The following is a 25,689-nucleotide window of genomic DNA, read 5'->3' on the forward strand; positions in this document are numbered from 1 at the left end:
CATAAAGATCAACAGCTACAACGAGTAGCCGGCTTACACAACTTGGGCCAGACCCCAAAACAAGTGCTTACAGACACCTCGTGGTCAGGCAAGTCTGTTCTGGTGCCATGTCAGGGGGATCACAACACGGTCGACCTATCCGGTCACGGCACTACACCCGCCCCCAAGTCCCCCGATCCCGAGCCACCGCATGGAGTGCCTCCACATCCGCCGGTTTCAGTAGGCCTCCCAGCCGCGCCAGCCCCGACAGATCCGTGTCCCGGAGGACCCTGACGTCCCTCAGGGGCACCGTCACCTTCAGGTCGGCCGGGTCCGTCAGGGCCAGGACGGGGTGGACCTCGGCTGTCAGCGCGTACGCGGCCCGGTCGGCGTACGAGCGGACTCCGCGGAGCAGTGGGCGGGGGTCGCGGCGGCCCAGGGAGACCATCGGGTCGGCCACCAGGACCCGCTGCTTACGGGCGTACAGGGTGTGCACCGCGAACAGCCCTCCCGGGCCGATCACCAGGTGGTGGATCCGGTCGCCGCCGGGGAGGGGGATCGAGTGCAGGGTGTGCCAGCCCGCGCCCTCCAGCGCCTCCAGGGCGTCGCCCACCGCTTGTTCGGCCGTCAGGGCACGTCGTCGGGGGTCGGGGCGGAGGCGGTGGGGTGGGCCCGGGTCGCGGTCCAGGGCTATCTGGAGGGCCTCGCCGGGACGGTTCGGAGCCAGGTCGTCGTCGGGATGGAGGGAGAGGCGGGCCAGTTCCGCCGGAGTGGGGACCGGGGGCGGGCCCACCGTCACCGGGCCCGTCAGAAACGGTCCCAGGGCTTCCAGTACGTCCCCTCTGAGGTCGTCGCTCAGCAGGTTGACCCGGGACGACTCACGGTCGTACCAGGCGACGCTCCGCCCGTCCGTCAGGCACACGTACAACCGGTCGTGTCCTTGGCGCCAGGCCGGTACGACGCGCAGTCCGCTCATCCACCTCACCCCATTCCCCGCACGACCATGGGAACAGGCGGGGTGCTGCGACGGCAAGAACCCGGTTACCTTTGTAGAGAGTTGAGGGCGGAGTTGGGTGCCCGAGTGGGGGAGGCGGCGTAGTTGCGGACCCGCGGGAAGCAGCCCGACGTACCGGCTCCGGGCGAGCCGTGGAGCGAGATCGTGCCCGGGCTGTGGATGGGCGGACACGAGTTCACCAGGCGCCCGGGGGAGCTTGAATTCGCCGTCGTGCACGATGAGTTCGACCTGGTCATGACTCTGCTCAAGCTGCCTGGGTACGGGCCCGATCCCGGCGTTGAGCATCATGTGTGGGCCATCCCGGACGGGCCGCTCGACGGGACGCAGCTGGCCGGCGTGATCCGGCTCGCCGAGGCCGCGTGCGCCGCGCAGGAGGACGGGCGCAGGGTGCTCGTGCGCTGCTACAGCGGCTACAACCGCTCGGGGCTCGTCGTCGCGCACGCACTCGTCCGCGACGGGCACAGCGTCGACGAGGCGATCCGGCTCATCCGGTCCCGCCGCTCCCCCTGGGCCCTGCACAACCAGCTCTTCGTGGAGTATCTGCGCACGGGCCTGCCCACGGCCCGCCTGCTGGAGGAGCTCGCGGAGTAAGCGGGGCAGGTGCAACCGGCGGAGTTGGCCGAACGGCCGGAGCAACCCATCCGGTAAATGCGACATCCATCCGAATAAGGTGTGGCCTACGAGTCGAGGGTCGCTCGACCATCGCCCGTCACGCCCGCCACGCCCGTCCCGGCCCGCAGGAGCGCAGTGAACCCCAGCCGCACCTCCCGCGCCGCCCTCGCCGTTCTCGCCGTTCTCGCGCTCGCCACCGCCACCTCCGCCTGCGGCGACGCCGGTGGGCTGCACGGCGCCGGGCCGACCCCCACCGCCGTCGGACCCGCCAGGCTCTGGCCCGAGTTGCCCGCCGCCTCCAGCCCCGCCTGGGACTACGGCGAGGCCGAGACCGAGACCGTGAAGGGCGTCACCGCCCCCGGCGACGACATCCGCAAGGTCGACCCGGTGGCCGTCGTACGGGCGGAGATCGCCGCGCACCCCGAGCTGTACGCCGACAACCCCCCGTACGCAGGGACGGCCTCCGGGATGGCGTCCTGCGGCCGGAAGGGCGGCAGCGGGAGCGGAAAAGGCGCCGGCGCCTGTCCCGTCCTCAGGGCCTACTACCGCGACCTCACCGGCGACGGGCGCGACGACATGGCCCTCGGTTTCCGGCTGCTGCCGGGCAACGGAACGGCCGTACGCGTGTACGCCTTCCAGCGGCACAAGCTGGTGCAGATCATGGCGAACGACGACGCCGTGACCGCTGTGGAACTGGCCGGCCGGGCCGTGATCATCCGCTCGCCGTCGCAGATCCCGGGGTACGAGTACCGCACCCAGTGGACCTGGGACTCCGAACAGAAGGCGATGCTGCTCACCCGGGACGAGTTCCTCCGTACCGGCAAACCCGACAAACCCAAGCGCGCCCCGCACTCCCCCACCGCCTCCTCGTCCGCGAGCACCCGGTGAGGGTCGCGCTGCCCGGATGGGCAGGCACCCTCGCCGCCAAGGCCGCGCTGTTCATCACCGGGATGTGCTGCGCCCTCGCCGCCCTGCTCGGCGTCCTCGTGCATGTCTCGGTGACCCATCAGACCGTCGACCAGGCCCGCGACCGTGCCCTGTCCCGGCTCGTGGAGGCCACGGCGGCGTACGAGGCCGGGGACGCCCTCCGGCCGCGCACCGGTATCGATCCCGAGGGGCTGCCCACGGAGCTGCGGGCGCTCGCGGCGGCCGGGGAGCGCGGCACGATGGTCGCCGACCAGGACGGCGTGCCGACGATGTGGGCGGCGGGACCCGCGGACGGCGGGCGCGCTCTCGCCGTGGCGCTCGACTACTCGCAGAGCGCCCGTACGATCGAGGGCCTCGACCGGGCGATCCTGTGGTCGTCGGGCCTCGCCATCGGCGCGACGCTGCTGGTGGGCGCGTTCGCGGTGACCCGGGTGACCCGCCGGCTGCACGCGACCGCCCAGGTGGCCCGCCGGATCAGCGCCGGCGACCTGGACGCCCGTGTCGACGACGTCCGTACGCAGGATCCGAGCCGTCCGCCGGACGAGGTCGCCGCCGTCGCCGCCGCCCTCGACACGATGGCCGCCTCGCTGCAACGGAAACTCCTGAGCGAGCAGCGCTTCACCGCCGACGTGGCCCATGAGCTGCGCACCCCACTCACCGGGCTGCACGCGGCGGCCGAACTGCTGCCGCCCGGGCGACCGACCGAACTGGTCAGGGACCGGGTCGCCGCGCTGCGTACGCTCACCGAGGACCTGCTCGAAATCTCCCGGCTGGACACGGGCAAGGAGCGGCTGGAGGCCGACACCGAGCCACTCGGCGCCCTCGCCGAACGGGTCGTACGGGCCTCGGGAACCGTCGGAGCCGACACGGAGATCGTCATCGTCCGTGACGCCCTCGTCGACACCGACCGACGCCGACTCGAACGGGTGCTCGGGAATCTGGTCGCCAACGCCCATCGGCACGGCCGTACGCCGGTGACGCTGGCCGTCGACGGGCCGGTCGTGAGCGTGCGGGACCACGGTGACGGCTATCCGGAGTACCTGGTGGAGCACGGGCCGCAGCGGTTCCGTACGGAGGGCGGGGCGACCGGACACGGGCTCGGGCTGACGATCGCGTTGGGCCAGGCGGAGGTACTGGGCGCCCGGCTGACCTTCGCCAATGTGCCGCAGCGCGAGGGCGGCGGCGCTCTGGCGACGCTCACCCTGGCCGAATCGCGGGGACTCGCCACCAACGGCCCAGCGTGACGGGCGCATTACACGACCCGCTCCTAGCGTGGCGGTTAGTCAGCTCTGTCCGGACAAAGGAGCCCACATGTCACCGCGGACCACCCTGACCCGCCTCGGCATAGCCGTCGCCACCACCGCGCTCTCCGTCGGCACCATCGCCCCGGCACTCGCGAGTCCCGCCGACGACGACTGGGGCCAGCAGAACAACGGCAACAGCTGGAACCAGCAGCAGCAACAGAGCAACCAGAGCAACCAGAGCAACCAGAGCAACCAGAGCAACCAGAGCAACCAGAGCGACAACGACGGCGGTGGGCAGCAGCAGAGCCACAACAGCTGGAATCAGCAGAACAACAACCAGCAGCAGCAGCCGAGCAACAACCACCAGCAACAGCAACAGCCGAGCAACAACGACTGGGGCCAGCACAACAACAACACCAGTAGCAACAACGTCGGTCCCTACAAGGGGATCGTCACCGCCATCGGCGGACTGCGGCTGCGCAGCGCGCCCAACCGTGGCAGCGCGATCATCCGGGTCGTCCCGCAGGGCTCCATCGTCAACATCTTCTGCAAGACCGGCGGCGAGAACGTCGACGGCAACTCGCTCTGGTACCTCCTCACGGACGGCACCTGGGCCTGGGGCGCCGCCCGGTACATCGACAACATCGGCGCCGCACCGCGCTTCTGCTGACCTGCACGCAACATTCCATGAGTTATGGGTAGATTCCGGACATGACGAAGCCCGGAACCACCGTGGCGGCGGAGTACGAGGAATCCCCGAAGCCCTGGCTCTCGGAGCCCGCCGATCCCCCCGTTCCAGCCCCGCGCGTCCCCCGGCGCCGTGGCATCGAGCTGGCCCTGCTCGTCGTCGCCGTCCTCCTCTCCGTGTACGGCTACTGCGACGTGGGCCTCGCGAAGAACGGCACCGTCCCGCCCGGCGCCGCCGGTTACGGCGCCGGGCTCGGCGTACTCGCGCTCCTCGCCCATCTGGCGGTGCGCCGGCGCGCCCCCTGCGCCGACCCGCTCCTGCTGCCCATCGGCGTGCTGCTCAACGGCCTCGGCCTGGTCCTCATCTACCGGCTCGACCTGGAGACACCGGGGCACCGGGCCGCCCCCGCCCAACTCGTCTGGTCCACGGTCGGCGTGGCGCTGTTCATCGTGGTCGTCGTGCTGCTGCGCGACCACCGCGTCCTCCAGCGGTACGCGTACGTCTGTGTGACCGCCGCCCTCGTCCTGCTCGCCCTCCCGGTCTTCTTCCCGTCGGTGAACGGAGCCCGCATCTGGATCCGGATCGCCGGATTCTCCATCCAGCCGGGCGAGTTCGCGAAGGTGCTGCTGGCCGTCTTCTTCGCCGCGTATCTCGCCGCCAACCGGGGCGCGCTCGCCTACACCGGCCGCCAGATCTGGCGCTTCAGCCGTCTCCAGCTCCCCACCGGGCGCGTCCTCGGCCCGATCGTCGCGATCTGGCTGCTCAGCGTCGGCGTACTGGTCCTGGAGCGCGACCTCGGCACCTCGCTCCTCTTCTTCGGCCTCTTCGTGGTCCTCCTGTACGTCGCCACAGGTCGCACCGGCTGGATCGCGGTCGGTCTGCTGCTGGCCGCGCTGGGCGCCTTCGCGGTCGGCACCCTCGAACCGCATGTCCACGGCCGCGTCGAGGACTGGCTGCACCCGTTCGCGTCGATCGAGGCCGGCCAGGGCCCCAACCAGCTCTCCCAGTCGCTGTTCGCGTTCGCGGCGGGTGGCATCCTCGGCACCGGCCTGGGCCTCGGCCACTCGATCCTGATCGGCTTCGCGGCCAAGTCGGACTTCATCCTGGCGACGGCGGGCGAGGAACTCGGGCTGGCCGGCCTCTCCGCGATCGTCATCCTGTACGCCCTCCTGGTGGAGCGCGGCTACCGGGCCGGCCTCTCGCTGCGCGACCCCTTCGGCCGGCTGCTGGCCGTAGGCCTCGCCTCGATCATCGCGCTCCAGGTGTTCGTGATCGCGGGCGGGGTGTCGGGCCTCATCCCGCTCACGGGCATGGCGATGCCGTTCCTGGCGCAGGGGGGCTCGTCCGTCGTCACCAACTGGATCATCGTGGCGCTGCTGATCCGGATCAGCGACTCGGCGCGCGGACGGCACAAAGAGGACGACGACGGGCAATCCACACCACGATCAGGCACAGCACGACGAGGCACAGCACGACGAGGCACAGCATGACGAGACAACCCGAACGGGCAAGAAAACCCCGGAAGATGACCCGCTGCATCGAGCACGCCGCCCTCTTCTGCGCCCTGTTGCTCCTCGCCCTCCTCGTCAACATCACCCGCGTCCAGGTCGTCCAGGCACAGCGCTACGACGACAACCCGGCCAACCGCCGCCAGGTGATCGCCCGTTACGGCCAGCCGCGTGGCGCCATCCTGGTCGGTGACCGGCCGGTCACCGGGTCCACGGACACCGGGGAGCAGCTCCGCTACGAACGGACGTACAAGAACGGCCCGTTGTACGCCCCGGTCACCGGCTTCGCCTCCCAGGTGTACGGCACGACGTTCCTGGAGCACGCCGAGGACGGCATCCTGTCGGGCACCGATCCGTTCCTCTCCCCGTTCCCCCTGTGGAACGACGTGACGCGCGCGCTGAACCCCGGTGGCAAGGTGGTGACCACCATCGACCCGGCCGCCCAGCAGGCCGCCTACGAGGGTCTCGGCGGGCGCAAGGGCGCGGTGGCGGCGGTGGAGCCGTCGACCGGGCGCATCCTGGCCCTGGTCTCCGCGCCGTCGTACGACCCGGCGGCGCTGTCCGGCAACAGGCGTTCTGTGGAACGGAGTTGGCGGCGGCTGAACGGCGATCCGGACAAGCCGATGCTCAACCGGGCGGTGCGGCAGACCTATCCGCCGGGTTCGACGTTCAAGGTGGTCACGGCGGCGGCGGCCCTCGACGCGGGGGTGGTCACCGATCTGGACGAGACGACCCACTCCCCAGACCCGTACCGCCTCCCCGGTACGTCCACGGCCCTGACGAACGAGGGCGCCGGGTGTGCGGACGTCTCGCTGCGGGAGGCGTTCGCCTGGTCGTGCAACACGGTCTTCGCCAAGCTGGGCGTGGACGTGGGGGTCGCCGACCTGGCGGCCACGGCGGACGGCTTCGGGTTCAACGACTCGGGGCTGCGCATTCCCTTCTCGGTCGCGCGGAGCACCTTCGACCGCCATGTCGACAAGGCGCAGTTGGCGTTGTCCGCGATCGGCCAGTACAACACGCGGGCCACTCCGTTGCAGATGGCGATGGTCGCGGCGGCGGTCGCCAACGGCGGCCAGGTGCCTTCCCCTTACCTGGTGGAGCGGACAACCACCGCGAGCGGCACGACAGTTGCGACCTCGGGCGTACGGAGCCGGCTCCGGGCGATGTATCCCTCTACCGCCGCGAGGATGCGCGAGCTGATGCGGGACGTCGTGGAGCGGGGCACCGGAACGAACGCGGCGATTCCCGGCGCCACGGTCGGCGGCAAGACGGGCACGGCCCAGCACGGCATCGGCAACGCCGGTACGCCGTACGCCTGGTTCGTCTCCTGGGCGCAGGGCGAACGGGACGTCGAGCCGACGGTGGCCGTGGCGGTGGTGGTCGAGGACGCCTCCGCCGACCGTACGGACATCAGCGGGGGCGGGACGGCGGCGCCGATCGCGCGGGCGGTGATGGAGGCGGTGCTCGGCGGGTGAGAAAAGGGGGTGCGACGGTCGGGCCCCCGACCTACCGTGCGGCCATGACTCCATCATCGGACGCCGCGTACGAACTCGCCCAGGTCAACATCGGCCGCCTCAAAGCCCCTTTGGACTCGGACCGGTTGAAGCCTTTTGCCGACGGCCTTGACCCCGTCAACGCCGTCGCCGACGCCTCCGACGGATTCGTCTGGCGGCTGCAGGGCGAGACGGGCGACGCGACCGACACGCACATGTTCGACGACGACTGGATCCTGGTGAACATGTCGGTGTGGCGGGACACGAACGCTCTCACGGCGTTCATGTACCAGGGGCAGCACCGGGAGTTGCTGGCGCGCCGCCGTGAGTTCTTCGAGCGGCTGGAAGAGGCGGTCACAACTCTGTGGTGGGTGCCGGCAGGGCACCGCCCGACGGTGGAGGAGGCGGAGACCCGCCTCCTCCATCTGCGTGCGCACGGGCCGACGGAGTACGCGTTCACCCTGCGTACGTCGTTCCCGCCCGGCCTCGCGACTCCGGTGCCGGAGTCGCTCAGCCGATCGGCTTCCTGATCTCGCCGCGGATCTTGACGGCGGTCTCGGCGGCCGCCGCGAGGTCCACCTGGGCGGGCTTCTGCGTGACCGTGTCCGCGGTGATCTCGGCGATCGAGGCACCGGTGTTGCCGTCCACCCAGCCGCAGACGGGCATGGTGATCTCCGTACCGAGCTGGGTCTGGACGAGCACCTCGCAGGTCACGGTGACGTCGGAGCCGGCCGGCTTGAAGTCCTTGGGCTTGACGGCGACCTTGGCACCGTCGCCGCCGGCCGCGCCCTTCATCATGTTGTTGCGGGCGAGGTCGGTGTTCTTGAACCGTCCGTACATGCCGGACACCACCAGCGTGCCCTGGGCCTGGTCGCCGCCGAGGCTGTACTGACCGACCACGGCCTTGGTGTCCCGGGCGTCCCAGGCGCCGTCGGCCTCGTCCTCGATGGCCTTGCCCTCGGCGCCGGAGAGGTCGCCGGCGAGCTCGTACTTCTCGTCGAGCACCTTCTGCGGCAGCGTCAGCTTGTACTCCGCGTCGGGAAAGCCGGCGTCAGACTTCACGCCGATCCAGTAGAGGGCGGCCACGCCCGCCACGGCCAGCACGACGACACCGCCGACGATGCCGAGGATGAGCCCGAGCCGGCTCTTCTTGGGCGGCGGAGGCGGCGCGCCCCAGGGGGCGGGGGCCGGCGCGCCGTAGGGCTGCTGCTGCCCGTAGGCGAACGGGGGCGGCGGCTGCTGGGCGTAGGGATTCTGGCCGGTCGGGCCCGGGGTCTGGTACGGCCCCGGTGGCGGGCCCGGATACGGCTGCTGCGGCGGCGGAGGCGGCTGCTGCTGGCCGTAGGGCCCTGAAGTCGGGGGCGGGCCGTAGGGGTTGTCGGGCGGCTGGGGCGGCGGAGTCGTGGACACGCCAGCACGCTACTGCACTTGGGTGACTCCATAAGCCCCGAATAAGCCCCGGACAGCCCCGGACTGGGCTGCGCGTAAAGCTACGCGTAAGTAGCGCCCAGGGGATTGACCGACTTGCTGACAAGCGGTCTCATAAGAATGTGACGACAGTGACGGAAGCCGAGATACTCCGCGACGCACTCGGCGTGCTCAAGGACCGGGAACAGGTGGCCGAGCGGCTGCTCGACGCGTCCGCCAAGCACTCCTTCGACCCGGACAAGGAACTCGACTGGGACGCCCCCTTCGAGGACGGCAAGTGGTTCTGGCCGCCCGAGCTGGTCTCCCTGTACGGCACTCCGATGTGGAAGCGGATGAGCGAGGAGCAGCGCATCCTGCTCTCCCAGCACGAGGCGGCCGCGCTCGCCTCGCTCGGCATCTGGTTCGAGATCATCCTGATGCAGCTCCTCGTACGGCACATCTACGACAAGGCGGCGACGAGCGCGCACGTCCGCTACGCCCTGACGGAGATCGAGGACGAGTGCCGTCACTCGAAGATGTTCGCCCGCCTGATCAGCCGCGGCGGCACCCCGTACTACCCGGTCAGCCGCATGCACCAGAACCTGGGCCGCTTCTTCAAGACGGTGTCCACCACCCCCGGTTCCTTCACGGCGACCCTGCTCGGCGAGGAGGTCCTCGACTGGATGCAGCGCCTGACGTTCCCGGACGAGCGCGTCCAGCCGCTGATCAGGGGCGTGACGAGGATCCACGTCGTGGAGGAGGCCCGCCACGTCCGCTACGCCCGTGAGGAACTCCGCCGCCAGATGGTGACGGCCCCCAGGTGGTCCCAGGAGTACACCCGCGTCAGCTCCGGCGAGTTCGCCCGTGTGTTCTCGGTCGCGTTCGTCAACCCGGACGTCTACGCGAACGTGGGCCTGGACAGGGCGGAGGCGGTGGCGCAGGTGCGGGCGAGCGGGCACCGGCGGGAAGTGATGCAGACGGGGGCCCGGCGGCTCACGGACTTCCTGGACGACATCGGGGTGTTGCGGGGCGTGGGGCGGAGGCTGTGGATCTCGTCGGGGTTGCTGGGACCAACCAGCCCGTCCGGGGCTTGAGGACGAGGCCGTTCAGGCCGAAGCGAGGGCTGGGGCGGCAGCCCCAAGTCGGTGCCGCGATTAACCTGCTCGTCATGACCCCGGACGCCCCCGCTCCCGCATACCGACGACTCGGCGTCGAGGAACGCAGACACCAACTGCTCGAAGCCGCCCTCTCCCTCTTCGCGCACCGCCCCCCGGAGGACATCTCCCTCGACGACGTCGCGGAGGCGGCCGGAGTCTCCCGCCCCCTCGTCTACCGCTACTTCCCCGGCGGCAAGCAGCAGCTGTACGAGGCCGCGCTCCGCTCCGCCGCCGAGGAACTCGAACTCTGCTTCGACGAACCCCCCGAGGGCCCACTCCCCCAGCGCCTCTCCCGCGCCCTCGACCGCTACCTCGCCTTCGTCGACGAGCACGACGCCGGCTTCAGCGCCCTCCTCCAGGGCGGCAGCGTTGTCGAGACGTCACGTACGACGGCCATAGTGGACCGGGTCCGCCGTACCGCCGCCGAGCACATCCTCAGCCATCTCGGGGTCACGGAACCCGGCCCCCGGCTGCGGATGACCGTACGGATGTGGATCACCTCGGTCGAGGCGGCCTCGCTGATCTGGCTGGACGAGGACAAGGAGCCGCCGGTCGACGAGCTGCGGGACTGGCTGGTGGAACAGTTCATGGCGGCCCTCGCCGTGACGGCCGGACGCGACCCGCAGACCGCGGCGGTCGTACGCGACGCGCTGGGCGCGGATACCGGAAACTGATCCCGTGAAGAGCCAAGACACCGCCTTCGAGGGCGGCCCCCTGGACGGCCGCGTGCTGCCCATCCTGCTCGGGCCGACCGGCCACCCGCCGAAGACGTACAAGGTCCCGGTGCCGGACGCGGCCGGCGGCCCGCCGACCGTGCTGGTCTACCGGCGCGTCCCCAGGGGCGGGCCGGGAAAGCTGGGCCTGCACCCGGGCTGGAAGTACGCGTACGACCCCGAGGGAGACAAGCCCGGCGACGGCAAACTGCGCTGGCCGTGGTCGAAACCGACCACGGGACCAGGGCCTGCCCGGCCGAGCAGGTCCGAGGATGGCCACGGTGCCGAATAAGCGCAGGTGAGCGGAGTCGAGAGTGGGCGATTCGGCACCCGACGACAAGGCCACAGACGGGCACCCACCGCGGAGCGGCTGATGTCACCGCGGCCCCGCGTCTCCGGCATGATCCGCTGAGCAGGCCCTGAACGCCACGCCGCAGGGCAAGCCGGACGACACCGACGGGTGACGAGGTTGGGCCGAACCGCGCACGCTCGCCGCGCGGACCTCGCGCCCACGTCACAAGCTCGCGGTGCGGAGCGGAAGGTCCGCCTCGCACCGGAGGTGATGACGTGTCAGGAAGGCTTCTGCGTCTGGTCTGTACGGCGGCGATGGCGGCCGGCACGTTCCTCGCACCGGTCCCAGCACTGGCCGTACCGGACCCGAGCCCCTCAGCGACCCGATCCCCTGCCCTCGCCCCCCGTGAAGCCAACGAGCCGTCCGTCGCCGCCCTCCTGACGGACCTTCAACGGCTGTACCGCGAGGCCGAGCAGGCCACCGACACCTACGCCGCCACCGCCGAGCGGCTGAAGCGGCAGCGCGCCGAGGTGCGGCGGCTGGACCGGCAGCTCGTGCACGCCCGGCTCTCCCTGCGCGAGCGGCGCGGCGCCCTCGGCCGGCTCGCCCGGCAGCAGTACCAGAGCAGCACCGACATCTCCCCGTACGTACGGCTGCTGCTGGCCCGCGATCCGCAGCACGCGCTCGAACAAGACCATGTGATCCGGCAGTTGGCGCTGAAGCGGGCCGAGACAGTGGGCAGGCTGGTCGGGGGTGAGCGGCGCACCGACGGTCTGGCGCGTACGGCCCGTGCCGCCCTGGACGAGCAACTCACCCTCGGCGAAAAGCAGAAGAGGGACCGGGACCTCGTACGGGAACGCCTCAGGGCGGTCGAGGAGCTGCTCGCCTCCCTGAGCACCGAACAGCTCGCCGAACTGGCCGAGTTGGAGCGCGACCAAGTAGCCGGTAAACAGCGGGAGTTCATCACCTCCGGCGCCCTCAGCGCCGACCGGAAGCCGTCCGAGGACGGTGAGCGGGCGGTGCGTCACGCGGTGGCGCAGCTCGGGAAGCCGTACGAGTGGGGTGCGGAGGGGCCTGCGACGTTCGACTGCTCGGGGCTGACCTCGCAGGCCTGGGAGAAGGCGGGGCGGCCCATCCCCCGGACCAGCCAGGAGCAGTGGGCGCGGCTGCCGCACATCCCGCTGGCCGAGCTGCGCCCCGGTGACCTGGTGGTCTACTTCCCCGAGGCGACGCACGTGGCCCTGTATCTCGGGGACGGGATGGTCGTACAGGCGCCGCGGCCGGGCGCGAAGGTGAAGGTGTCGCCGGTCGCGGCCAACCCGGTGCTGGGCGCCGTACGGCCGGACCCGGACGGGGAGCCCCTGGGGCGGTACACCCCGCCGAAGCTCCCCGCCGACGCCACAGCGGGCTCGGACGAGGGCTACGCCCTCCCCACGGAGCCCACAGAGCCCACAGAGCCCACGGGATCCGGTGACTACGCCCCCGCGACCGAACCCAGGTAAGCGGCCGTCTTGTCTGGCTCGTAGAAGAAGTTCTCGAAGTCCGACGGGTCGTCGAAGGCGTTGGCGAAGCGGTTGGCCACGGGGGGCAACTGGCCTGCCGCGCCGAGGAGGTTGATGATGTGCTCCGGCGGCGGGGCGAGCATCGCGTTGGTCCACTTGGTGACGTGCTGGGCGGTGTCCCAGTAGCGGTCGAAGGTGGCCCGCATCCAGGTCTCGTCGAACTCCTTCTCGCCCTGTTCGATGATCGACGCGAGATACGAAGCCGCGCATTTCGAGGCGGAGTTGGAGCCCTGGCCGGTGATGGGGTCGTTCGCCACGACCACGTCGGCGACCCCGAGGACCAGGCCGCCACCGGGCAGCCGGCCGACCGGGTTACGGACGGTGGGGGTGTAGCGGCCGGCCAACGTGCCGCCCGCGTCGGTGAGTTCGGCCTTTGTGGCCCGCGCGTACTCCCACGGCGTGAACCGCTCCATGAGTTCCAGGGTCAGGGAGAGGTGTTCGGCCGGGTCGCGGACGCCGTTGAAGACATCGAGGGGGCCGCCGGGTATGCCCTCCCAGAACAGGATGTCGGCGCGGCCCGAGGTGGTGAGCGTCGGCATGACGAACAGCTCACCGACGCCCGGGACCAGGTTGCAGCGGACCGCGTCCAGGTCCGGGTGCTCGGGGCGCGGGCCCAGGCCGTGGACGTAGGCGACGGCCAGCGCGCGCTGCGGCTCGCGGTAGGGGGAACGGTCGGGATCGCGGGCGAACATCGACACCAGCTCACCCTTGCCCGCCGAGACGAGGACCAGGTCGTACGTACGGGAGAAGTAGTCGAGGTCGCCAACTGCCGCGCCGTGGATGACCAGTTGGCCGCCGCGCTGGGCGAACGTCTCCATCCAGCCGGCCATCTTCACCCGCTGGTCGACCGACTGGGCGTAGCCGTCGAGCGTGCCGAGCCAGTCGATCGCGCGCTGTGTCGGGCCCGGGTCGTGCGAGCCGGGGGCCGCGACCGAGACGCCGAGTCCTTCGATCTTCGGGGCCTGGGACTCCCAGAAGTTCAGCTGGAGATCGCGCTCGTGCTGGAGGGCGGTGTGGAACATGCACTGCGTGGACATGACCCGGCCGGACCGGATCTCGTCCGAGGTCCGGTTGGACATCAGGGTGACCTCGTACCCGTGCGACTGGAGTCCGAGGGCTATCTGGAGTCCGGCCTGACCGGCTCCGACGACGAGTATCTTCCGCATACGGTCTGCTCTCTCCCCTTGTCGCAGTTACTCGGGACTGACGTCCAGCGCGTGCCCCACGAGGGCGAGCAGGGTCTCGATCACCGGGAGGCGGCGCCGCGCATCCATGATCATGACAGGTATGTGCGCCGGCACCGTGAGCGCGTCCCGCACGTCCGCCGCGTCGAACTCGGCGCTGCCGTCGAAGTGGTTGACGGCCACGACGTACGGCAGCCCGCAGCTCTCGAAGTAGTCGAGCGCCGGGAAACACTCCTTCAGCCGCCGAGTGTCGGCCAGTACGACCGCGCCGATCGCGCCGCGTACCAGGTCGTCCCACATGAACCAGAACCGCTGCTGTCCCGGCGTACCGAAGAGGTAGAGGACCAGGTCGTCGTCGAGCGTGACGCGGCCGTAGTCCATGGCCACGGTGGTCGTCTGCTTGTCCGGGGTCGCGGTGAGGTCGTCGGTGCCCTCGCTCGCCTCGGTCATCAGCGCCTCCGTCTGGAGGGGCTCGATCTCCGAGATGGTGCCGACCATCGTGGTCTTGCCGACGCCGAAGCCGCCCGCGATCACGATCTTCGTGGCGATCGGCGCACGGGTGCGGTCCTCCTGCCACGGCCGCAACTCCTCTTTCTCCGCAGGAAGTTGACCTTCCGGCGGGAGGTGGAGAAGCGGGGAGACGCCACGGGCGACGTCAGAGACGACGGAGTCCACTCAGCACCCTTTCCAGCAGCGCGCGGTCCGGCTGCCCCGGCCCGTGACCGGTTCCGTACACACGGATCTTTCCCTGGTCCGCGAGATCGCTCAGAAGCACGCGGACCACACCCAGCGGCGTCCTCAGCAGCGCGGCGATCTCGGCCACCGTACGCATCCGGCGGCACAGTTCGACGATGGCCCGCAGCTCCGGCATGACCCGGGTGCTGAGGGAACCATTCTCCAACTCCTTGCGCTCCTCGGACGCTTCGATCGCGGCGACGAACGTCTCGACGAGGAGTACATGGCCGAAGCGGGTCCGGCCGCCGGTCAGCGAGTACGGGCGTACCCGGGCCGGTTTGCGGTCGCCGCCCCGGACGGGCAACCTGGGCACGGCGGGCGTACTCACTTGGCACCCCCCGCCGACCGGTCCCGCACTGCCCGGACCGCCATCGGACCGACCCCGACCGGCTCGTTGTCCGTCGCCCCCCGCTCGATCGACTCCCGTAGTTCACTGCGGAGTTCAGGGGTCAGGACGTGGCCGGCGCGGCCCACGAAGAGCGCCATGTGGTACGCCACCACGCTCATGTCGCAGTCCGGGGAGCCGTGCACACCGAGCAGCGAGCCGTCGCTGATCGACATCACGAAGAGGGTGCCGTCCTCCATCGCGACCATGGTCTGCTTGACGCCGCCGTAGTCCATCAGCTTGGCGGCGCCGATGGTGAGGCTGCCGATACCGGAGACGATCGTGGCGAGGTCGGCGGCGGAGCCCTTGGGGCCGGTCGGCTGGTCAGGCCGACGTTCCGCGTTCCTGTCTGGGTCGGACGAGAGCAGGAGCAGCCCGTCCGAGGAGACGACCGCGACCGACGTCAGTCCCGGCACCTCCTCGACGAGATTGGTCAGCAGCCAGTGCAGGTTGCGGGCTTCACTACTCAGGCCGAAGGTACTGGGCGCGGTCAACTGCTTGCCTCCTCGACTGTTCCCCCCGTGGCTTCTTCGGCGCGTGCCGGCTGAGCCGTACGTGCCGGTTCTTCCGTCTGTGTTGCCTGTGTTGTCTGTGTTGTCTGCGCCGACCGTCCCGTCTGCTCGGCGATCTCCGCCTCCACGTCACGGTGTCCGTCGCGCGCACCCCGCTGGAACCCGCCGAGCCTGCGGCGCAGTGCCTCGGCATCGACGGATCCCATACGTGGTCTCGGCGGCGCCGCGGGCGCGGTGATCTTCGGGGTCCGCTTGGGCAACCCCTTGTCGGTGACCGGCTCCTCCTCGGCGCGCTCGTGCGCGTCGGGGCCGATGGCATAGGGGTCCGAGACGGTTTCGGTGTCGGTGTCGGTGTCGGGAGCCGTGGGGACGGTCGGCTCGGCGGTGTCCTCGGCCGGGGGTTCCGGCGCGAACAGTTCCATGGTGATCTCGGACGCGGGGAGGGGCGCGGGGTCGGACTCCGGCGTTGGCACGTCCGTGTCCGAGCCGGTGTCCGAGTCCGAGTCAGCCTCGGCGTCGGCCTCCGCGTTCCGTACGGCTCGCTCCGCCAGGGCGATCATCGGGTCCGGTGCGTCGGCCGGGATCAGGTCGTCGGCCGGCGCCTCGTCCGGCTCCGCCTCCAGTTCCCCGCCCGGCTCCTCGGCCTCCGAACGCCCTTGCAGGACATTGGAGTTGACCTCTGCGTCGGCCCCCGGGAAGGACAGTGTCGAGCCGCCGAGCGTCGACGTGGCCGACGGCGATACGGCGGCCGGGTCCGGGACCAGCAGCGCCTTCGGCAGTATGACGACCGCCGCGACACCACCCTGCTTCTGCTCCCGCAACTGCACCCGCACACCGTGCCGATGGGCGAGCCGCGCGACGACGTACAGTCCGAGCCCGATCCCGTCGCCGCCCTCCTTCTCGGCGGCCTCACCCGTTTCGCTCGTCTCGTACGTGTCGTGCGGGGCGTCCGGATCGAAGTCGGCGAGGCGGGAGTTGAGGCGGACCAGGCGCTCGGCGGTCATGCCGATGCCCTCGTCCTGGACGGAGAGCATGATCTCGCCGCTCTCCAGGAGCCAGCCGGAGATCTCCACCGGGAGCTCGGGCGGGGTGAACGAGGTGGCGTTCTCCAGGAGTTCGGCCAGCAGATGACTGACGTCGTCGGCGGCGAACCCGGCGAGATGCGCGTGCGGCGGCAGCGCGGAGATGCGTACCCGCTCGTACCGCTCGATCTCGCTCACGGCGGCGCGGACCACGTCGACGAGCGGGACGGGACCCACGTGCTGGTGGCCGTGTTCGGCGCCGGCGAGGACGAGGAGGTTCTCGCTGTGCCGGCGCATGACGGTGGCGAAGTGGTCGAGCTTGAAGAGGGTGGCGAGCCGGTCCGGGTCCTGCTCGCGCTCCTCCAGGCCCTCGATGACGGCGAGTTGGCGCTCGACGAGGCCCAGGGTGCGCAGCGCGAGGTTTACGAAGGTGCCGTGGATGCTGTCCCGGGTGCGCGCCAACTGGGTGGCGGCGTCGGCGAGTTCGGCGCGCAGTTCCTCACGGGCGTCGGCCATCTTCTGGCGCTGGCCGACCAGGTGCTTGCGGTCGGCCTCCAGGGTGGCGATGCGCTCGTGGACGGCCAGGGCACGGGTGTGCAGGGCGTTGACGGAGCGGACGACCTGGGCGAACTCGTCGTTGCGGCCGGTGAACTTGACCGGTTCCTCGACGAGCGGATCGGCGGCCTCGGCGAGCCGGGCGGTGCCCCGGCGCAGCACGGAGAGCGGGCGGGTGAGGGTGCGGGCCATGGCGGTGGCGATACCGACGGCGACCAGGAGGAGGGCGCCGAGGGCGGCGATCCGGATCTCCAGGTCGGTGACGTCGTCGTCGCGGAGCTGGATGAGGGCCTTGGTGCGGCGGTCGTAGAGGGAGGACTCGACGCCGCGCATCAGCTCGACGCGGGCGGAGAGGGCCGCGTCCACGGCGCTGAGGCCGGTGGCCAGTTCGCGCGTGGACAGCGTGGGCTGGTCGGTGAGTGAGGCGAGGTACTTGTCGGCGGTGTCGACCTCGGGTCCGGTGACCGTGGAGTCGTAACTGCCGACGGCGGCCTCGGGGGCGCTCTCGCGGAAGTCTGCGAGCGCCGCGTCCGAGCGCAGACGGGCCTGCTGGGCGGCGGCGCTGAGGGCGCCCCGCTGCTTGGTGTTCGCCGGTGTGGTGACGGTCTGGTCGGAGGTCAGTCCGGTGACCGGGTCGTACACGGACTCGGTGGACGTCGGCACACTGAGCGCGGCGAGGAGAAGGCCCCGGGCGGCGGCGGCCTGCTGGACGGCGGAGTCGAGCTCGGCGAATGCGTACGCGCCTGCGCCCGCACGGGACGGCTGCTGCTCGGCCAACTGCTCGGCGAGACGGTGCAGGCCGACGATGGCGGCGGAGTACGTCTCGTGCGCCTGGAGAGCGGTGCTCTTCCCGGCGAGCGCCTCTTTGCGCAGCGACGCGATGTCGTCCAGGTCGGCGCGCAGCGCGGCCGGGGTGTCGGGGTTCGCGAGCAGATCGCCGACCTGCCGGTCGACGCGGGTGGTGCGCTGCTCGGAGGGCGCCTTCACCTTGGCTCGGCCGGCGGCGAGGTAGACGGTGACCTCGTCGCGTTCGTCGGCGAGCGAGTGGGCGAGAGTCAGGGAGTCCTGGGTCTGCGCCGCGAGTGTCACCAGATCCTGGGAGTCGTGGAGCTGGGAGGAGGCGGCGACGACGGACGGGGCGCCGGCCCCGGCGATCGCGGCGGCCACGACGGCGACGGCCACGATGAGCCGGTTGCGGACGTGGGCGGGGCGTCCCCGGCCCGCGGGATCGGTCGGGGCGCCACCGGTAGCGCTCCCCGCGGGAGCTGTCTGCCTGCCTGTGCGCCGAGGCCGCGTCTTCTGCACCGGTGCTCGCATTCCTGACTCGTGTGCCCATGGGCCCGGGTGACGATCCGTGGGGACCGGGGTGACGATCCGTCAACTGCATGGCCGCCCGGATGGTTCTGGCCTGCCGCTCACCCGGTACGGTTCCGGTTCCCCGGCACGGTCCGGCTCCCGACCCTCCCATGCCGGTGGGCGGGGAGCGCGCGTCACCTGACCCGCCACTCAAAGGAGTGAACATCAAGGAGTCAACCTCGGCCGGGAGTTGGCGGCAAGTTCCTCTGGCCTGTGCTGCCACCGTGCCCGGCAGGCCGGTTGGACGTGGACGGCGGGCTTTGACATTATCCGCCGCGACGTCTTCACGGAGTAGCTCATTCCCTTCCAAATCAGGCGACTGACCAGCGGCTACACGCTGTTTCGGCAATTGTTGCCAGCCTTTTGAGAAGCTTGTGGAGGGCTCGTGCAGACTGGCCGGATGCGCACTGAACTCGTCACGGAGCCCGGCGATCCGGCCCGCCCCAATGAGGACTTCGCAGCGATCGGACTTCCCGCCTCCGGACAGGGCGGTTCGCTCGTCCTCCTGGACGGGGTGACTCCCCCCAGGACCGGGACGGGTTGTCTGCATTCCGTCCCCTGGTACACGGCCCGCCTCGGCGGCGCCCTGACCGAACTGTCGGTTTCGCAACGGGATATGCCCCTGACCGAGGTGCTGGCGGCGGCGATCTCTCGTACCGCCGAGGCCCACGTGCAAACCTGTGACCTTTCTCACCCGCGTACACCTCAGGCGACCGTGGTTCTCGCCCGCTGGTCACCGGCCACCGTCGAGCACCTGGTCCTGTCCGACTCGGCCCTGCTGACCGGGTCCCCCGACGGCACGGTCACCGCACACCTGGACGACCGGCTGTCCCGTGTCCCCCGCGCCTCCCTGGCCACGGACGCGATCGCCGACGCGACGGTACGTAACAAGGAGGGCGGCTTCTTCACGGCGGCGGCCGATCCCTCGGTGGCGTCCCGCGCGGTGACGGGCTCGCTCCCGCGCGCCGAGGTCCGCGCCCTGGCCGCGCTGACGGACGGTGCGACCCGCTGGGTGGAGAGGTTCGGCGAGGGCGACTGGACGGCCTGCTTCACCGCCGTACGCAAGGAGGGCGCCGGGGCGCTGGTGCACCGCGTACGGGAGCTGGAGCGGGCGGACGCGGACGGGGGCCGACCGCGCCTGGGCCGCAGCAAGACGCACGACGACGCGACGGTGGTCTACGTCGAGCTGTGAAGCCCGGCGGCGATGAACTGCCGGCTACGGTGGGGGCGGCGGGGGCTACTTCTCCATGCCGAGGTTGAGCTGATGCAGCAGCCTGGCCAGTTCGGCCACCTCGACGCGGTCCCAGGCGGCCAGCTCACGCACGTACCGCGCCCGTCGCGCCTCCCGGACTTTACGGAAACGGACGCGGCCCTCGTCCGTGAGGTGGACGAGCCAGGCGCGGCCGTCGGCCGGGTCCGGCTCGCGGGCGATGAGGCCCAGCTGCTCCAGGGCGCGCAGTTGGCGGGACATGGTGGCCTTGCCGACGCCGATGTAGGCCGCGAGTTCGGTGGCACGCTGGCGCCCGCACTCGTCGAGCCGCACCAGCAGTCCGTACGCCGACGACTCCAGGTCGGGATGGACCTCGCGGGCCATCTCCCCGGAGTTGGCCCGGGCGCGCCGCAGGAACACGGTCAACTCGCGCTCCAGGGCGAGGAATTCCCGCTCCACCCCGCGCCCGGGCGCCGTGGACTCGACACGCTGCCTGCCGAGGCTCCCCTCGCCGTTCCCGTCCTCGTGCACGCCAGCACCCCTGATCCGGTTTCGCCGCTGAAGAAAGTTTCCGTCGTACACGGCCGTCGCCGCAGCTCGGACAGTATTTCGCAGGCTCGGAGCGACCATGTCATCCAGGTCCCTCCAAGCACCGATTCGGCGTACGGGAAGGCCCGGACCCCTTCCGGGACCCGGGCCCTCACCGACCGGCAGCGTCCGTCACGCCGCTGCCGGAACCTTCACCTCCGCCGGGTTCTCCGCCGGGGTGAGCGCCAGTTCGAGGACCTGGCGGACGTCCGTGACGGCGTGGACGTCGAGCTTCTCCAGGACCTCGGCCGGGACGTCGTCCAGGTCGGCCTCGTTGCGCTTCGGGATGATCACGGTGGTGACGCCGGCCCGGTGGGCGGCGAGCAGCTTCTGCTTCACACCGCCGATGGGCAGCACCCGCCCGGTCAGCGACACCTCGCCGGTCATGGCGACGTCCGTCCGGACGAGCCGTCCGCTGAGCAGCGAGGCGAGGGCGGTCGTCATGGTGACGCCCGCACTCGGACCGTCCTTGGGCACGGCCCCCGCCGGGAAGTGGATGTGCACACCCCGGTCCTTCAGATCACCCACGGGCAGCTCCAGTTCGGCGCCGTGCGAGCGCAGGAAGGAGAGCGCGATCTGCGCGGACTCCTTCATGACGTCGCCGAGCTGCCCGGTGAGGGTCAGTCCGGCGGCGCCGGTCTCCGGATCGGCCAGCGACGCCTCGACGTAGAGGACGTCGCCCCCGGCCCCGGTGACCGCGAGCCCGGTCGCCACACCCGGTACGGCGGTGCGCCGCTCGGCCGGGTCGGTGGCGGACTCGGGCACGTGGTGGGGCCGCCCGATGAGTCCGCGCAGATCGTCGTCCGTGACGGTGAACGGCAGCTTCCGCTCCCCGAGTTCGTGCTGTGCTGCGACCTTGCGCAGCAGCCGCGCGATGGACCGCTCCAGGTTGCGGACGCCGGCCTCCCGTGTGTACTCCCCGGCGAGCTTGCGCAACGCGCTCTCGTCCAGGGCTACTTCGGCGTCTTCGAGGCCGGCCCGCTCCAACTGCCGGGGCAGCAGGTGGTCCCGGGCGATGACGACCTTCTCGTCCTCGGTGTACCCGTCCAGCCGGACGAGCTCCATCCGGTCGAGCAGGGCCTCGGGAATGGCTTCGAGGACGTTGGCGGTGGCGAGGAACACCACGTCGCTGAGGTCGAGTTCGACTTCGAGGTAGTGGTCGCGGAAGGTGTGGTTCTGCGCCGGGTCGAGGACTTCGAGCAGCGCGGCGGCGGGGTCGCCCCGGAAGTCGGAGCCGACCTTGTCGATCTCGTCGAGGAGAACGACGGGGTTCATGGACCCGGCCTCCTTGATGGCCCGCACAATGCGCCCGGGCAGCGCACCGACATACGTACGCCGGTGCCCGCGGATCTCGGCCTCGTCCCTGACCCCGCCCAGCGCGACCCGGACGAACTTCCGGCCCATGGCGTGCGCGACGGACTCGCCGAGGCTGGTCTTTCCGACGCCGGGCGGCCCGACGAGCGCGAGCACGGCGCCACCACGACGCCCGCCCACGACCCCGAGCCCGCGCTCCGCGCGCCGCTTGCGCACGGCGAGGTACTCGGTGATGCGCTCCTTCACGTCCTCCAGGCCCGCGTGCTCGGCGTCGAGCACGGCCTGGGCTCCCTGGATGTCGTACGAGTCCTCGGTCCGCTCGTTCCAGGGCAGTTCGAGAACGGTGTCGAGCCAGGTCCTGATCCAGCCGCCCTCGGGCGACTGGTCGGAGGACCGCTCCAGCTTGTCGACCTCCTTGAGGGCGGCCTCGCGCACCTTCTCGGGCAGGTCGGCGGCCTCGACGCGGGTCCGGTAGTCGTCGGACTCCTCGCCGTCCTGCTCACCGTTGATCTCGCGCAGCTCCTTGCGTACCGCTTCCAGCTGCTTCCGCAGCAGGAACTCCCGCTGCTGCTTGTCGACGCCTTCCTGGACGTCCTTCGCGATGGTCTCGGCGACATCCTGCTCGGCGAGGTGGTCGCGCAGCTGCTGGGTGGCGAGCTTCAGCCGGGCCACCGGGTCGGTGGTCTCCAGCAGTTCGATCTTCTGGTCGGTGCTGAGGAAGGGCGAGTAACCGGAATTGTCGGCAAGGGTGGAAACATCGTCGATGGCCTGTACCCGGTCGACGACCTGCCAGGCGCCGCGCTTGCGGAGCCAGGCGGTGGCAAGTGCCTTGTATTCCTTGGCAAGTTCGGTGACATGACCGGGCACGGGGTCCGGGACGGTCTCGTCGATCCGCGTCCCCTCCACCCACAGCGCGGCCCCCGGCCCGGTGGTCCCGGCGCCGATGCGCACGCGCCCCAGGGCACGGATGAGGGCGCCCGGATCCCCGTCGGCCAGTCGGCCGACCTGCTCCACGGTGCCGAGGACACCGGTACTCGGGTATGTCCCGTCGATGCGCGGCACCAGCAGAACCCTGGGCTTGCCGGGCTCGGTACGCGCGGCGGCCTGGGCGGCCTCCACCGCGGCACGCACATCGGCGTCGTTCAGGTCCAGCGGAACCACCATGCCGGGCAGCACGACCTCGTCGTCGAGCGGCAGCACGGGCAGTGTGAGCGGTGTGGACGTCGAAGCCATGATCTCCCCTTCGGCATTCAAGTTGAGCTATGCCGACTCAATGCTTGGCGGCGGTTGATTGTTCCCCGGGGCGTGTTCGCCGTGAGCGATCACCTCTGCCGCGACTGCCGGGCACCCGCCTACAGTCATCTACGTAACACTCATTAACGCATAACAGCTATTACACAAGGGGTCGGCGTGGGCGGAAACAAGGACGGAACCGTGCGGGCCTGGGTAGACGGCTGGGTCGTCTCGCGCGGGGCATCTCCGCCCCTGGTCGAGCCCTGGGGATACACGATCGACGTGGGTACGGCCGAGCACGTCACCCGGCACGTCCTCGACGCGGTGAACGACGACGTCGACGAACGGACCGTCCGGAAGGTGGCCGACGCGGTGACCGGCTCGGGCGTATGGCTCAAGGTGTTCGACGACCCGGCGAGGGTCGGCGGCTGGCTCGGCGAGGGCTGGTGGGTCGATCCCGAGCCGGGCTACCTGATGTCGGTTCCGCTGACGCCCACGGAGGCGCCGCCCGCCCCCGACGGTTACCGGGTCCGCGTCTGGACGCGCGCCGGGGTGACCCGCGTCCTGCTCGCGGCGCCCGACGGTTCCTGGGCGGCCCGCGGCCAGCTCGCCCCGACGGGCAGCACGGCGGTCGTCGACCAGGTGGAGACCTCCCCCGCGCACCGCCGCCGGGGACTCGGCTCCTTCGTGATGCGAACGCTCGCGCAGGAGGCCGTCGCCCAGGGCGCGGAGAGAGGCGTTCTGGCCGGGACACCGGACGGCCGGGCGCTGTACGAGGCGTTGGGCTGGCGGGTGGAGGCGTTTCTGACGAGCGCGAAGTACATGGGGGCGAAGGCGGATCAGGCCGGTGTCAGTGCGCTTCCGGCACCGCTGAGTACATCCAGGTGCCGTCCGACAGGGCGGCCAGGACCCGGCGCTTGATCTCGGCACGCTGCGGACTGCTGACGAGGGACAGGGGCAGATAGCCGACGTGCTCCTCGTGCGTGCGCAGCTCGGCGCGGATGAAGGCGTACTCGGCCGGATGTCCGTCGACGAGGAGCCGGTCGGCCGCCGCTTTGGCCTCGGACACAGCCCTCGTGTACGGACTTTCGAGTGCTCGTTCGCGCAACGCCTGGGTGATCTGCCGGATGTACCGCTTGCACTCCATGCGCCGCTGCTGGACGGCCGCGAGGAAGCGCCGGGCGTTGAGTACCGCGACCGCTTCTGCCTCAGGCAGCGTGCAGAAGTCGTCGGGGAGCGTGCCCAGAGCATGCGGCGTCTCCGCGCAGGCCCGGTCCGCGGCCATCGCCCCCAGTTCCCGCAGGGCGTTCTCCCACCGCTTCAGCATCAGCGGGTGACGCAGCGCCATGTCGCGTTCGTCCTGCTCCTTGGCGTCGTCGGCCGCGGCCAGCCGCACGGCGGTGTCGCCGGCAGCCAGCAGCGCGTCGACTTCCGGGGAGCGCGGCGCGGCGAGCCGGCCTTCGCCGACGGCGTACGCGATCTCGTCGTGCACGTCACGGAACGCGGGCGGCTCGGCCATGTCGCTCACGAACCGCCGGGCGCGCTCCCGCTGGACGAGTTCGGCGTACTCGTCCGGGAACGCGATCCTCAGCCAACCCTGGGCCGTGAGGTGGGAGTTCATACCGCTCTTGCGTTCCCGGCTGTTGTTGAAGTCGTTGCGCCGCAACTTCTTTACCAGTACGGCGGCCTCGTGGGCGCGATGGCGAACCCGGCCCAGCCGGTGCTCGGTGACCTCCAGTCGGGGGTCGCCGGAGTAACGCATCCGCTCGGTGGCGACCTGAAGCTCTCCGCCGGCGCACAGCAGAGCGTCCTGCCAGTCCAGCCGCCATTCCGCCTTGCGCAACAGACGGCCGGTGCGGGGCGGGAGGAACCTCCCGTGGACGGCTTCCGCGATGGCCACGGTCACGAGGTTGTCGAAGCTTTCGGTGATCAGCGCGACGAGCCTCTCCGTCGGCACCCGCTCGACATCCGCGACACGCAGCCTCTCCCCCACACCGGCCCCCTCGGTAACCATCGACCTCCAGTGGGACCGCGCACTCGCCGACCCCACCCTTCTCGGGCAGGCTATCCGGATCAGAGTAGTCAGACAGTCACTTTCCGTGATTTGCCCGGGCCTCCGGCCAGACCCACCCACGGCCACATGGCGACCCCGATGGCCAGCGCCATCACATGCCCCCAGTTGGTCATCGGATCGGTGTACGCGACGAGATCCTGAACCAGCGTCCCGCCGAACAACACGAGCAACGGCCACCCCAGCCAGGGCCGCAGCAGCCCGGCCAGCGCCCCCACACTCGCCGCGACCCCGAAGCTGATCCCGTAGTCGAGCCGGTGCAACGAACTCCCGGGCAGCCACCCCACCAGCACGCCGAGCCCCACCGGCACCTCCGTCGCCAGGGTGGCCAGGACATGCCCGAGCGCGAACACCCCAGCGGTGCGCAGCCCCCCGATCCGCCGCTCCAGCGCAGTGAGGACGAGGAGGAAGACGACGGCATACGGCGAGGTCACGCCACCCACGACCCACAGCGCGCTGGCGACCAGCACGGGCACGGGCATCCGTACGAGATGGGCGACATCCGTGCTGGAGCCCTGGTGGAGGACGTGCACGAGGGCCGGGTCGGCGTGTTCGGCGACGAAGGCCGTGACCAGGAGGACGGCGGCGAACGTGAACGTGAACGGAGTTCCGGTGGGCGTGGGGAGGACGCGCCAAGGGCGGAGGACCCGCCTCCTGGGGGCAGCGGCTTCCTCGACCACGGGCCGCGCGGACACCGCTTCCACCGGGCCCCGCTGCCTCGGCATCCCGTCAAGCAGCCGTCCGCCCTCCGCGACGGGCATGCCCGAGGGCGCCGGCGAACCCGGCGTCACGTCACCCTTCGCGTCGGCCCGTTCCACGGTGAGGCGCTCCTTCCGTTTCGCCCCACCCTTCGCCTCCACCCATGCCGCTGTCTGTGACCCGCGCCACGCACCGGCCGATTCACAGGAAGCCGACAGGTCCCGCCAA

Annotated in this window: 24 protein-coding genes; 13 read left to right on the forward strand and 11 right to left on the reverse strand. The window is 70.8% G+C overall.

The window, feature by feature from the left end:
* Positions 1–151 precede the first annotated feature (151 nt).
* Positions 152–955, reverse strand: coding sequence for a nuclease-related domain-containing protein (locus OG734_RS13935; RefSeq protein WP_330287810.1), 804 nt, complete (start codon positions 953–955; stop codon positions 152–154).
* A 123-nt stretch (positions 956–1,078) separates the two neighbouring features.
* On the opposite strand from OG734_RS13935, the gene OG734_RS13940 reads away from it, so the two are divergent.
* The 7 genes from OG734_RS13940 to OG734_RS13970 all read left to right on the forward strand — a co-directional run bounded on the left by OG734_RS13940 (position 1,079) and on the right by OG734_RS13970 (position 7,996).
* Positions 1,079–1,585 carry a protein-tyrosine phosphatase family protein gene (locus OG734_RS13940; RefSeq protein WP_330287811.1) on the forward strand — a complete coding sequence of 169 codons (507 nt, stop codon included), beginning with the start codon at positions 1,079–1,081 and terminating at the stop codon, positions 1,583–1,585.
* A gap of 156 nt (positions 1,586–1,741) precedes the next feature.
* Positions 1,742–2,494 carry a hypothetical protein gene (locus tag OG734_RS13945; RefSeq protein WP_330287812.1) on the forward strand — a complete coding sequence of 251 codons (753 nt, stop codon included), beginning with the start codon at positions 1,742–1,744 and terminating at the stop codon, positions 2,492–2,494.
* Positions 2,491–3,777: a HAMP domain-containing sensor histidine kinase gene (locus tag OG734_RS13950; RefSeq protein WP_330287813.1), complete on the forward strand. Its 1,287-nt coding sequence runs from the start codon at positions 2,491–2,493 to the stop codon at positions 3,775–3,777. The genes OG734_RS13945 and OG734_RS13950 overlap by 4 nt, the downstream gene beginning before the upstream one ends.
* 67 nt (positions 3,778–3,844) lie before the next feature.
* On the forward strand, positions 3,845–4,447 hold the full coding sequence (locus tag OG734_RS13955) for an SH3 domain-containing protein (protein WP_330287814.1): 603 nt from the start codon (positions 3,845–3,847) through the stop codon (positions 4,445–4,447).
* Between the two features lie 41 nt (positions 4,448–4,488).
* Positions 4,489–5,955 carry an FtsW/RodA/SpoVE family cell cycle protein gene (locus OG734_RS13960; RefSeq protein WP_330287815.1) on the forward strand — a complete coding sequence of 489 codons (1,467 nt, stop codon included), beginning with the start codon at positions 4,489–4,491 and terminating at the stop codon, positions 5,953–5,955.
* A gap of 35 nt (positions 5,956–5,990) precedes the next feature.
* Positions 5,991–7,448, forward strand: coding sequence for a penicillin-binding transpeptidase domain-containing protein (locus OG734_RS13965; RefSeq protein WP_330287816.1), 1,458 nt, complete (start codon positions 5,991–5,993; stop codon positions 7,446–7,448).
* A 44-nt stretch (positions 7,449–7,492) separates the two neighbouring features.
* Positions 7,493–7,996 carry a DUF3291 domain-containing protein gene (locus OG734_RS13970; protein WP_330287817.1) on the forward strand — a complete coding sequence of 168 codons (504 nt, stop codon included), beginning with the start codon at positions 7,493–7,495 and terminating at the stop codon, positions 7,994–7,996.
* Here the strand turns inward: OG734_RS13970 and OG734_RS13975 are convergent.
* Positions 7,977–8,876 (reverse strand): hypothetical protein, encoded by a 900-nt coding sequence (locus OG734_RS13975; protein ID WP_330287818.1) that lies wholly within the window; start codon positions 8,874–8,876, stop codon positions 7,977–7,979. The genes OG734_RS13970 and OG734_RS13975 overlap by 20 nt on opposite strands.
* A gap of 140 nt (positions 8,877–9,016) precedes the next feature.
* Between OG734_RS13975 and OG734_RS13980 the strand changes: the two genes are divergently transcribed.
* The 4 genes from OG734_RS13980 (at position 9,017) to OG734_RS13995 (ending at position 12,537) form a co-directional block, all read left to right on the forward strand.
* Positions 9,017–9,967, forward strand: a complete 951-nt coding sequence (locus OG734_RS13980; RefSeq protein WP_330287819.1) for an AurF N-oxygenase family protein — start codon at positions 9,017–9,019, stop codon at positions 9,965–9,967.
* Positions 9,968–10,041: 74 nt separating this feature from the next.
* Positions 10,042–10,704, forward strand: a complete 663-nt coding sequence (locus OG734_RS13985; protein WP_330287820.1) for a TetR/AcrR family transcriptional regulator — start codon at positions 10,042–10,044, stop codon at positions 10,702–10,704.
* 4 nt (positions 10,705–10,708) lie between these two features.
* Positions 10,709–11,035, forward strand: coding sequence for a hypothetical protein (locus OG734_RS13990; RefSeq protein WP_330287821.1), 327 nt, complete (start codon positions 10,709–10,711; stop codon positions 11,033–11,035).
* A 275-nt stretch (positions 11,036–11,310) separates the two neighbouring features.
* Positions 11,311–12,537 (forward strand): C40 family peptidase, encoded by a 1,227-nt coding sequence (locus tag OG734_RS13995; RefSeq protein ID WP_330287822.1) that lies wholly within the window; start codon positions 11,311–11,313, stop codon positions 12,535–12,537.
* Here OG734_RS13995 and OG734_RS14000 read toward each other — a convergent pair.
* The 5 genes from OG734_RS14000 to OG734_RS14020 are packed head-to-tail and all read right to left on the reverse strand — an operon-like array spanning position 12,510 to position 18,295.
* Positions 12,510–13,763, reverse strand: a complete 1,254-nt coding sequence (locus OG734_RS14000; RefSeq protein WP_330287823.1) for a styrene monooxygenase/indole monooxygenase family protein — start codon at positions 13,761–13,763, stop codon at positions 12,510–12,512. The two genes, OG734_RS13995 and OG734_RS14000, sit on opposite strands and share 28 nt — an antisense overlap.
* A gap of 27 nt (positions 13,764–13,790) precedes the next feature.
* Positions 13,791–14,456, reverse strand: a complete 666-nt coding sequence (locus tag OG734_RS14005) for a GTP-binding protein (RefSeq protein ID WP_330287824.1) — start codon at positions 14,454–14,456, stop codon at positions 13,791–13,793.
* Complete coding sequence (locus OG734_RS14010; protein ID WP_330287825.1) at positions 14,437–14,844, reverse strand: DUF742 domain-containing protein; 408 nt, start codon at positions 14,842–14,844, stop codon at positions 14,437–14,439. The genes OG734_RS14005 and OG734_RS14010 overlap by 20 nt, the downstream gene beginning before the upstream one ends.
* On the reverse strand, positions 14,841–15,395 hold the full coding sequence (locus OG734_RS14015) for a roadblock/LC7 domain-containing protein (protein WP_330287826.1): 555 nt from the start codon (positions 15,393–15,395) through the stop codon (positions 14,841–14,843). The genes OG734_RS14010 and OG734_RS14015 overlap by 4 nt, the downstream gene beginning before the upstream one ends.
* Complete coding sequence (locus tag OG734_RS14020; RefSeq protein ID WP_330287827.1) at positions 15,392–18,295, reverse strand: sensor histidine kinase; 2,904 nt, start codon at positions 18,293–18,295, stop codon at positions 15,392–15,394. The genes OG734_RS14015 and OG734_RS14020 overlap by 4 nt, the downstream gene beginning before the upstream one ends.
* A gap of 451 nt (positions 18,296–18,746) precedes the next feature.
* Here OG734_RS14020 and OG734_RS14025 point away from each other — a divergent pair, with 451 nt between their 5' ends.
* The gene (locus OG734_RS14025; RefSeq protein ID WP_330287828.1) at positions 18,747–19,538 is read left to right on the forward strand and encodes a hypothetical protein; all 792 of its coding nucleotides are present in this window, start codon (positions 18,747–18,749) and stop codon (positions 19,536–19,538) included.
* A gap of 45 nt (positions 19,539–19,583) precedes the next feature.
* Here the strand turns inward: OG734_RS14025 and OG734_RS14030 are convergent, their stop codons facing one another.
* Together OG734_RS14030 and lon are read right to left on the reverse strand one after the other, a co-directional pair.
* Complete coding sequence (locus tag OG734_RS14030; protein ID WP_330287829.1) at positions 19,584–20,087, reverse strand: MarR family winged helix-turn-helix transcriptional regulator; 504 nt, start codon at positions 20,085–20,087, stop codon at positions 19,584–19,586.
* A gap of 189 nt (positions 20,088–20,276) precedes the next feature.
* Positions 20,277–22,691 carry an endopeptidase La gene (lon, locus tag OG734_RS14035; RefSeq protein WP_330287830.1) on the reverse strand — a complete coding sequence of 805 codons (2,415 nt, stop codon included), beginning with the start codon at positions 22,689–22,691 and terminating at the stop codon, positions 20,277–20,279.
* A 177-nt stretch (positions 22,692–22,868) separates the two neighbouring features.
* Between lon and OG734_RS14040 the strand changes: the two genes are divergently transcribed.
* Entirely contained in the window at positions 22,869–23,612 is a 744-nt protein-coding gene (locus tag OG734_RS14040) for a GNAT family N-acetyltransferase (protein WP_330287831.1), read from the forward strand.
* Here OG734_RS14040 and OG734_RS14045 read toward each other — a convergent pair.
* The gene (locus OG734_RS14045; protein ID WP_330287832.1) at positions 23,542–24,684 is read right to left on the reverse strand and encodes a hypothetical protein; all 1,143 of its coding nucleotides are present in this window, start codon (positions 24,682–24,684) and stop codon (positions 23,542–23,544) included. The genes OG734_RS14040 and OG734_RS14045 overlap by 71 nt on opposite strands.
* Before the next feature lie 89 nt (positions 24,685–24,773).
* Positions 24,774–25,580: a rhomboid-like protein gene (locus OG734_RS14050; RefSeq protein WP_330287833.1), complete on the reverse strand. Its 807-nt coding sequence runs from the start codon at positions 25,578–25,580 to the stop codon at positions 24,774–24,776.
* Between the last annotated feature and the right edge of the window lie 109 nt (positions 25,581–25,689).

The sequence above is a fragment of the Streptomyces sp. NBC_00576 genome, from assembly GCF_036345175.1.
In the GTDB taxonomy this organism is placed as follows: Bacteria; Actinomycetota; Actinomycetes; order Streptomycetales; family Streptomycetaceae; genus Streptomyces.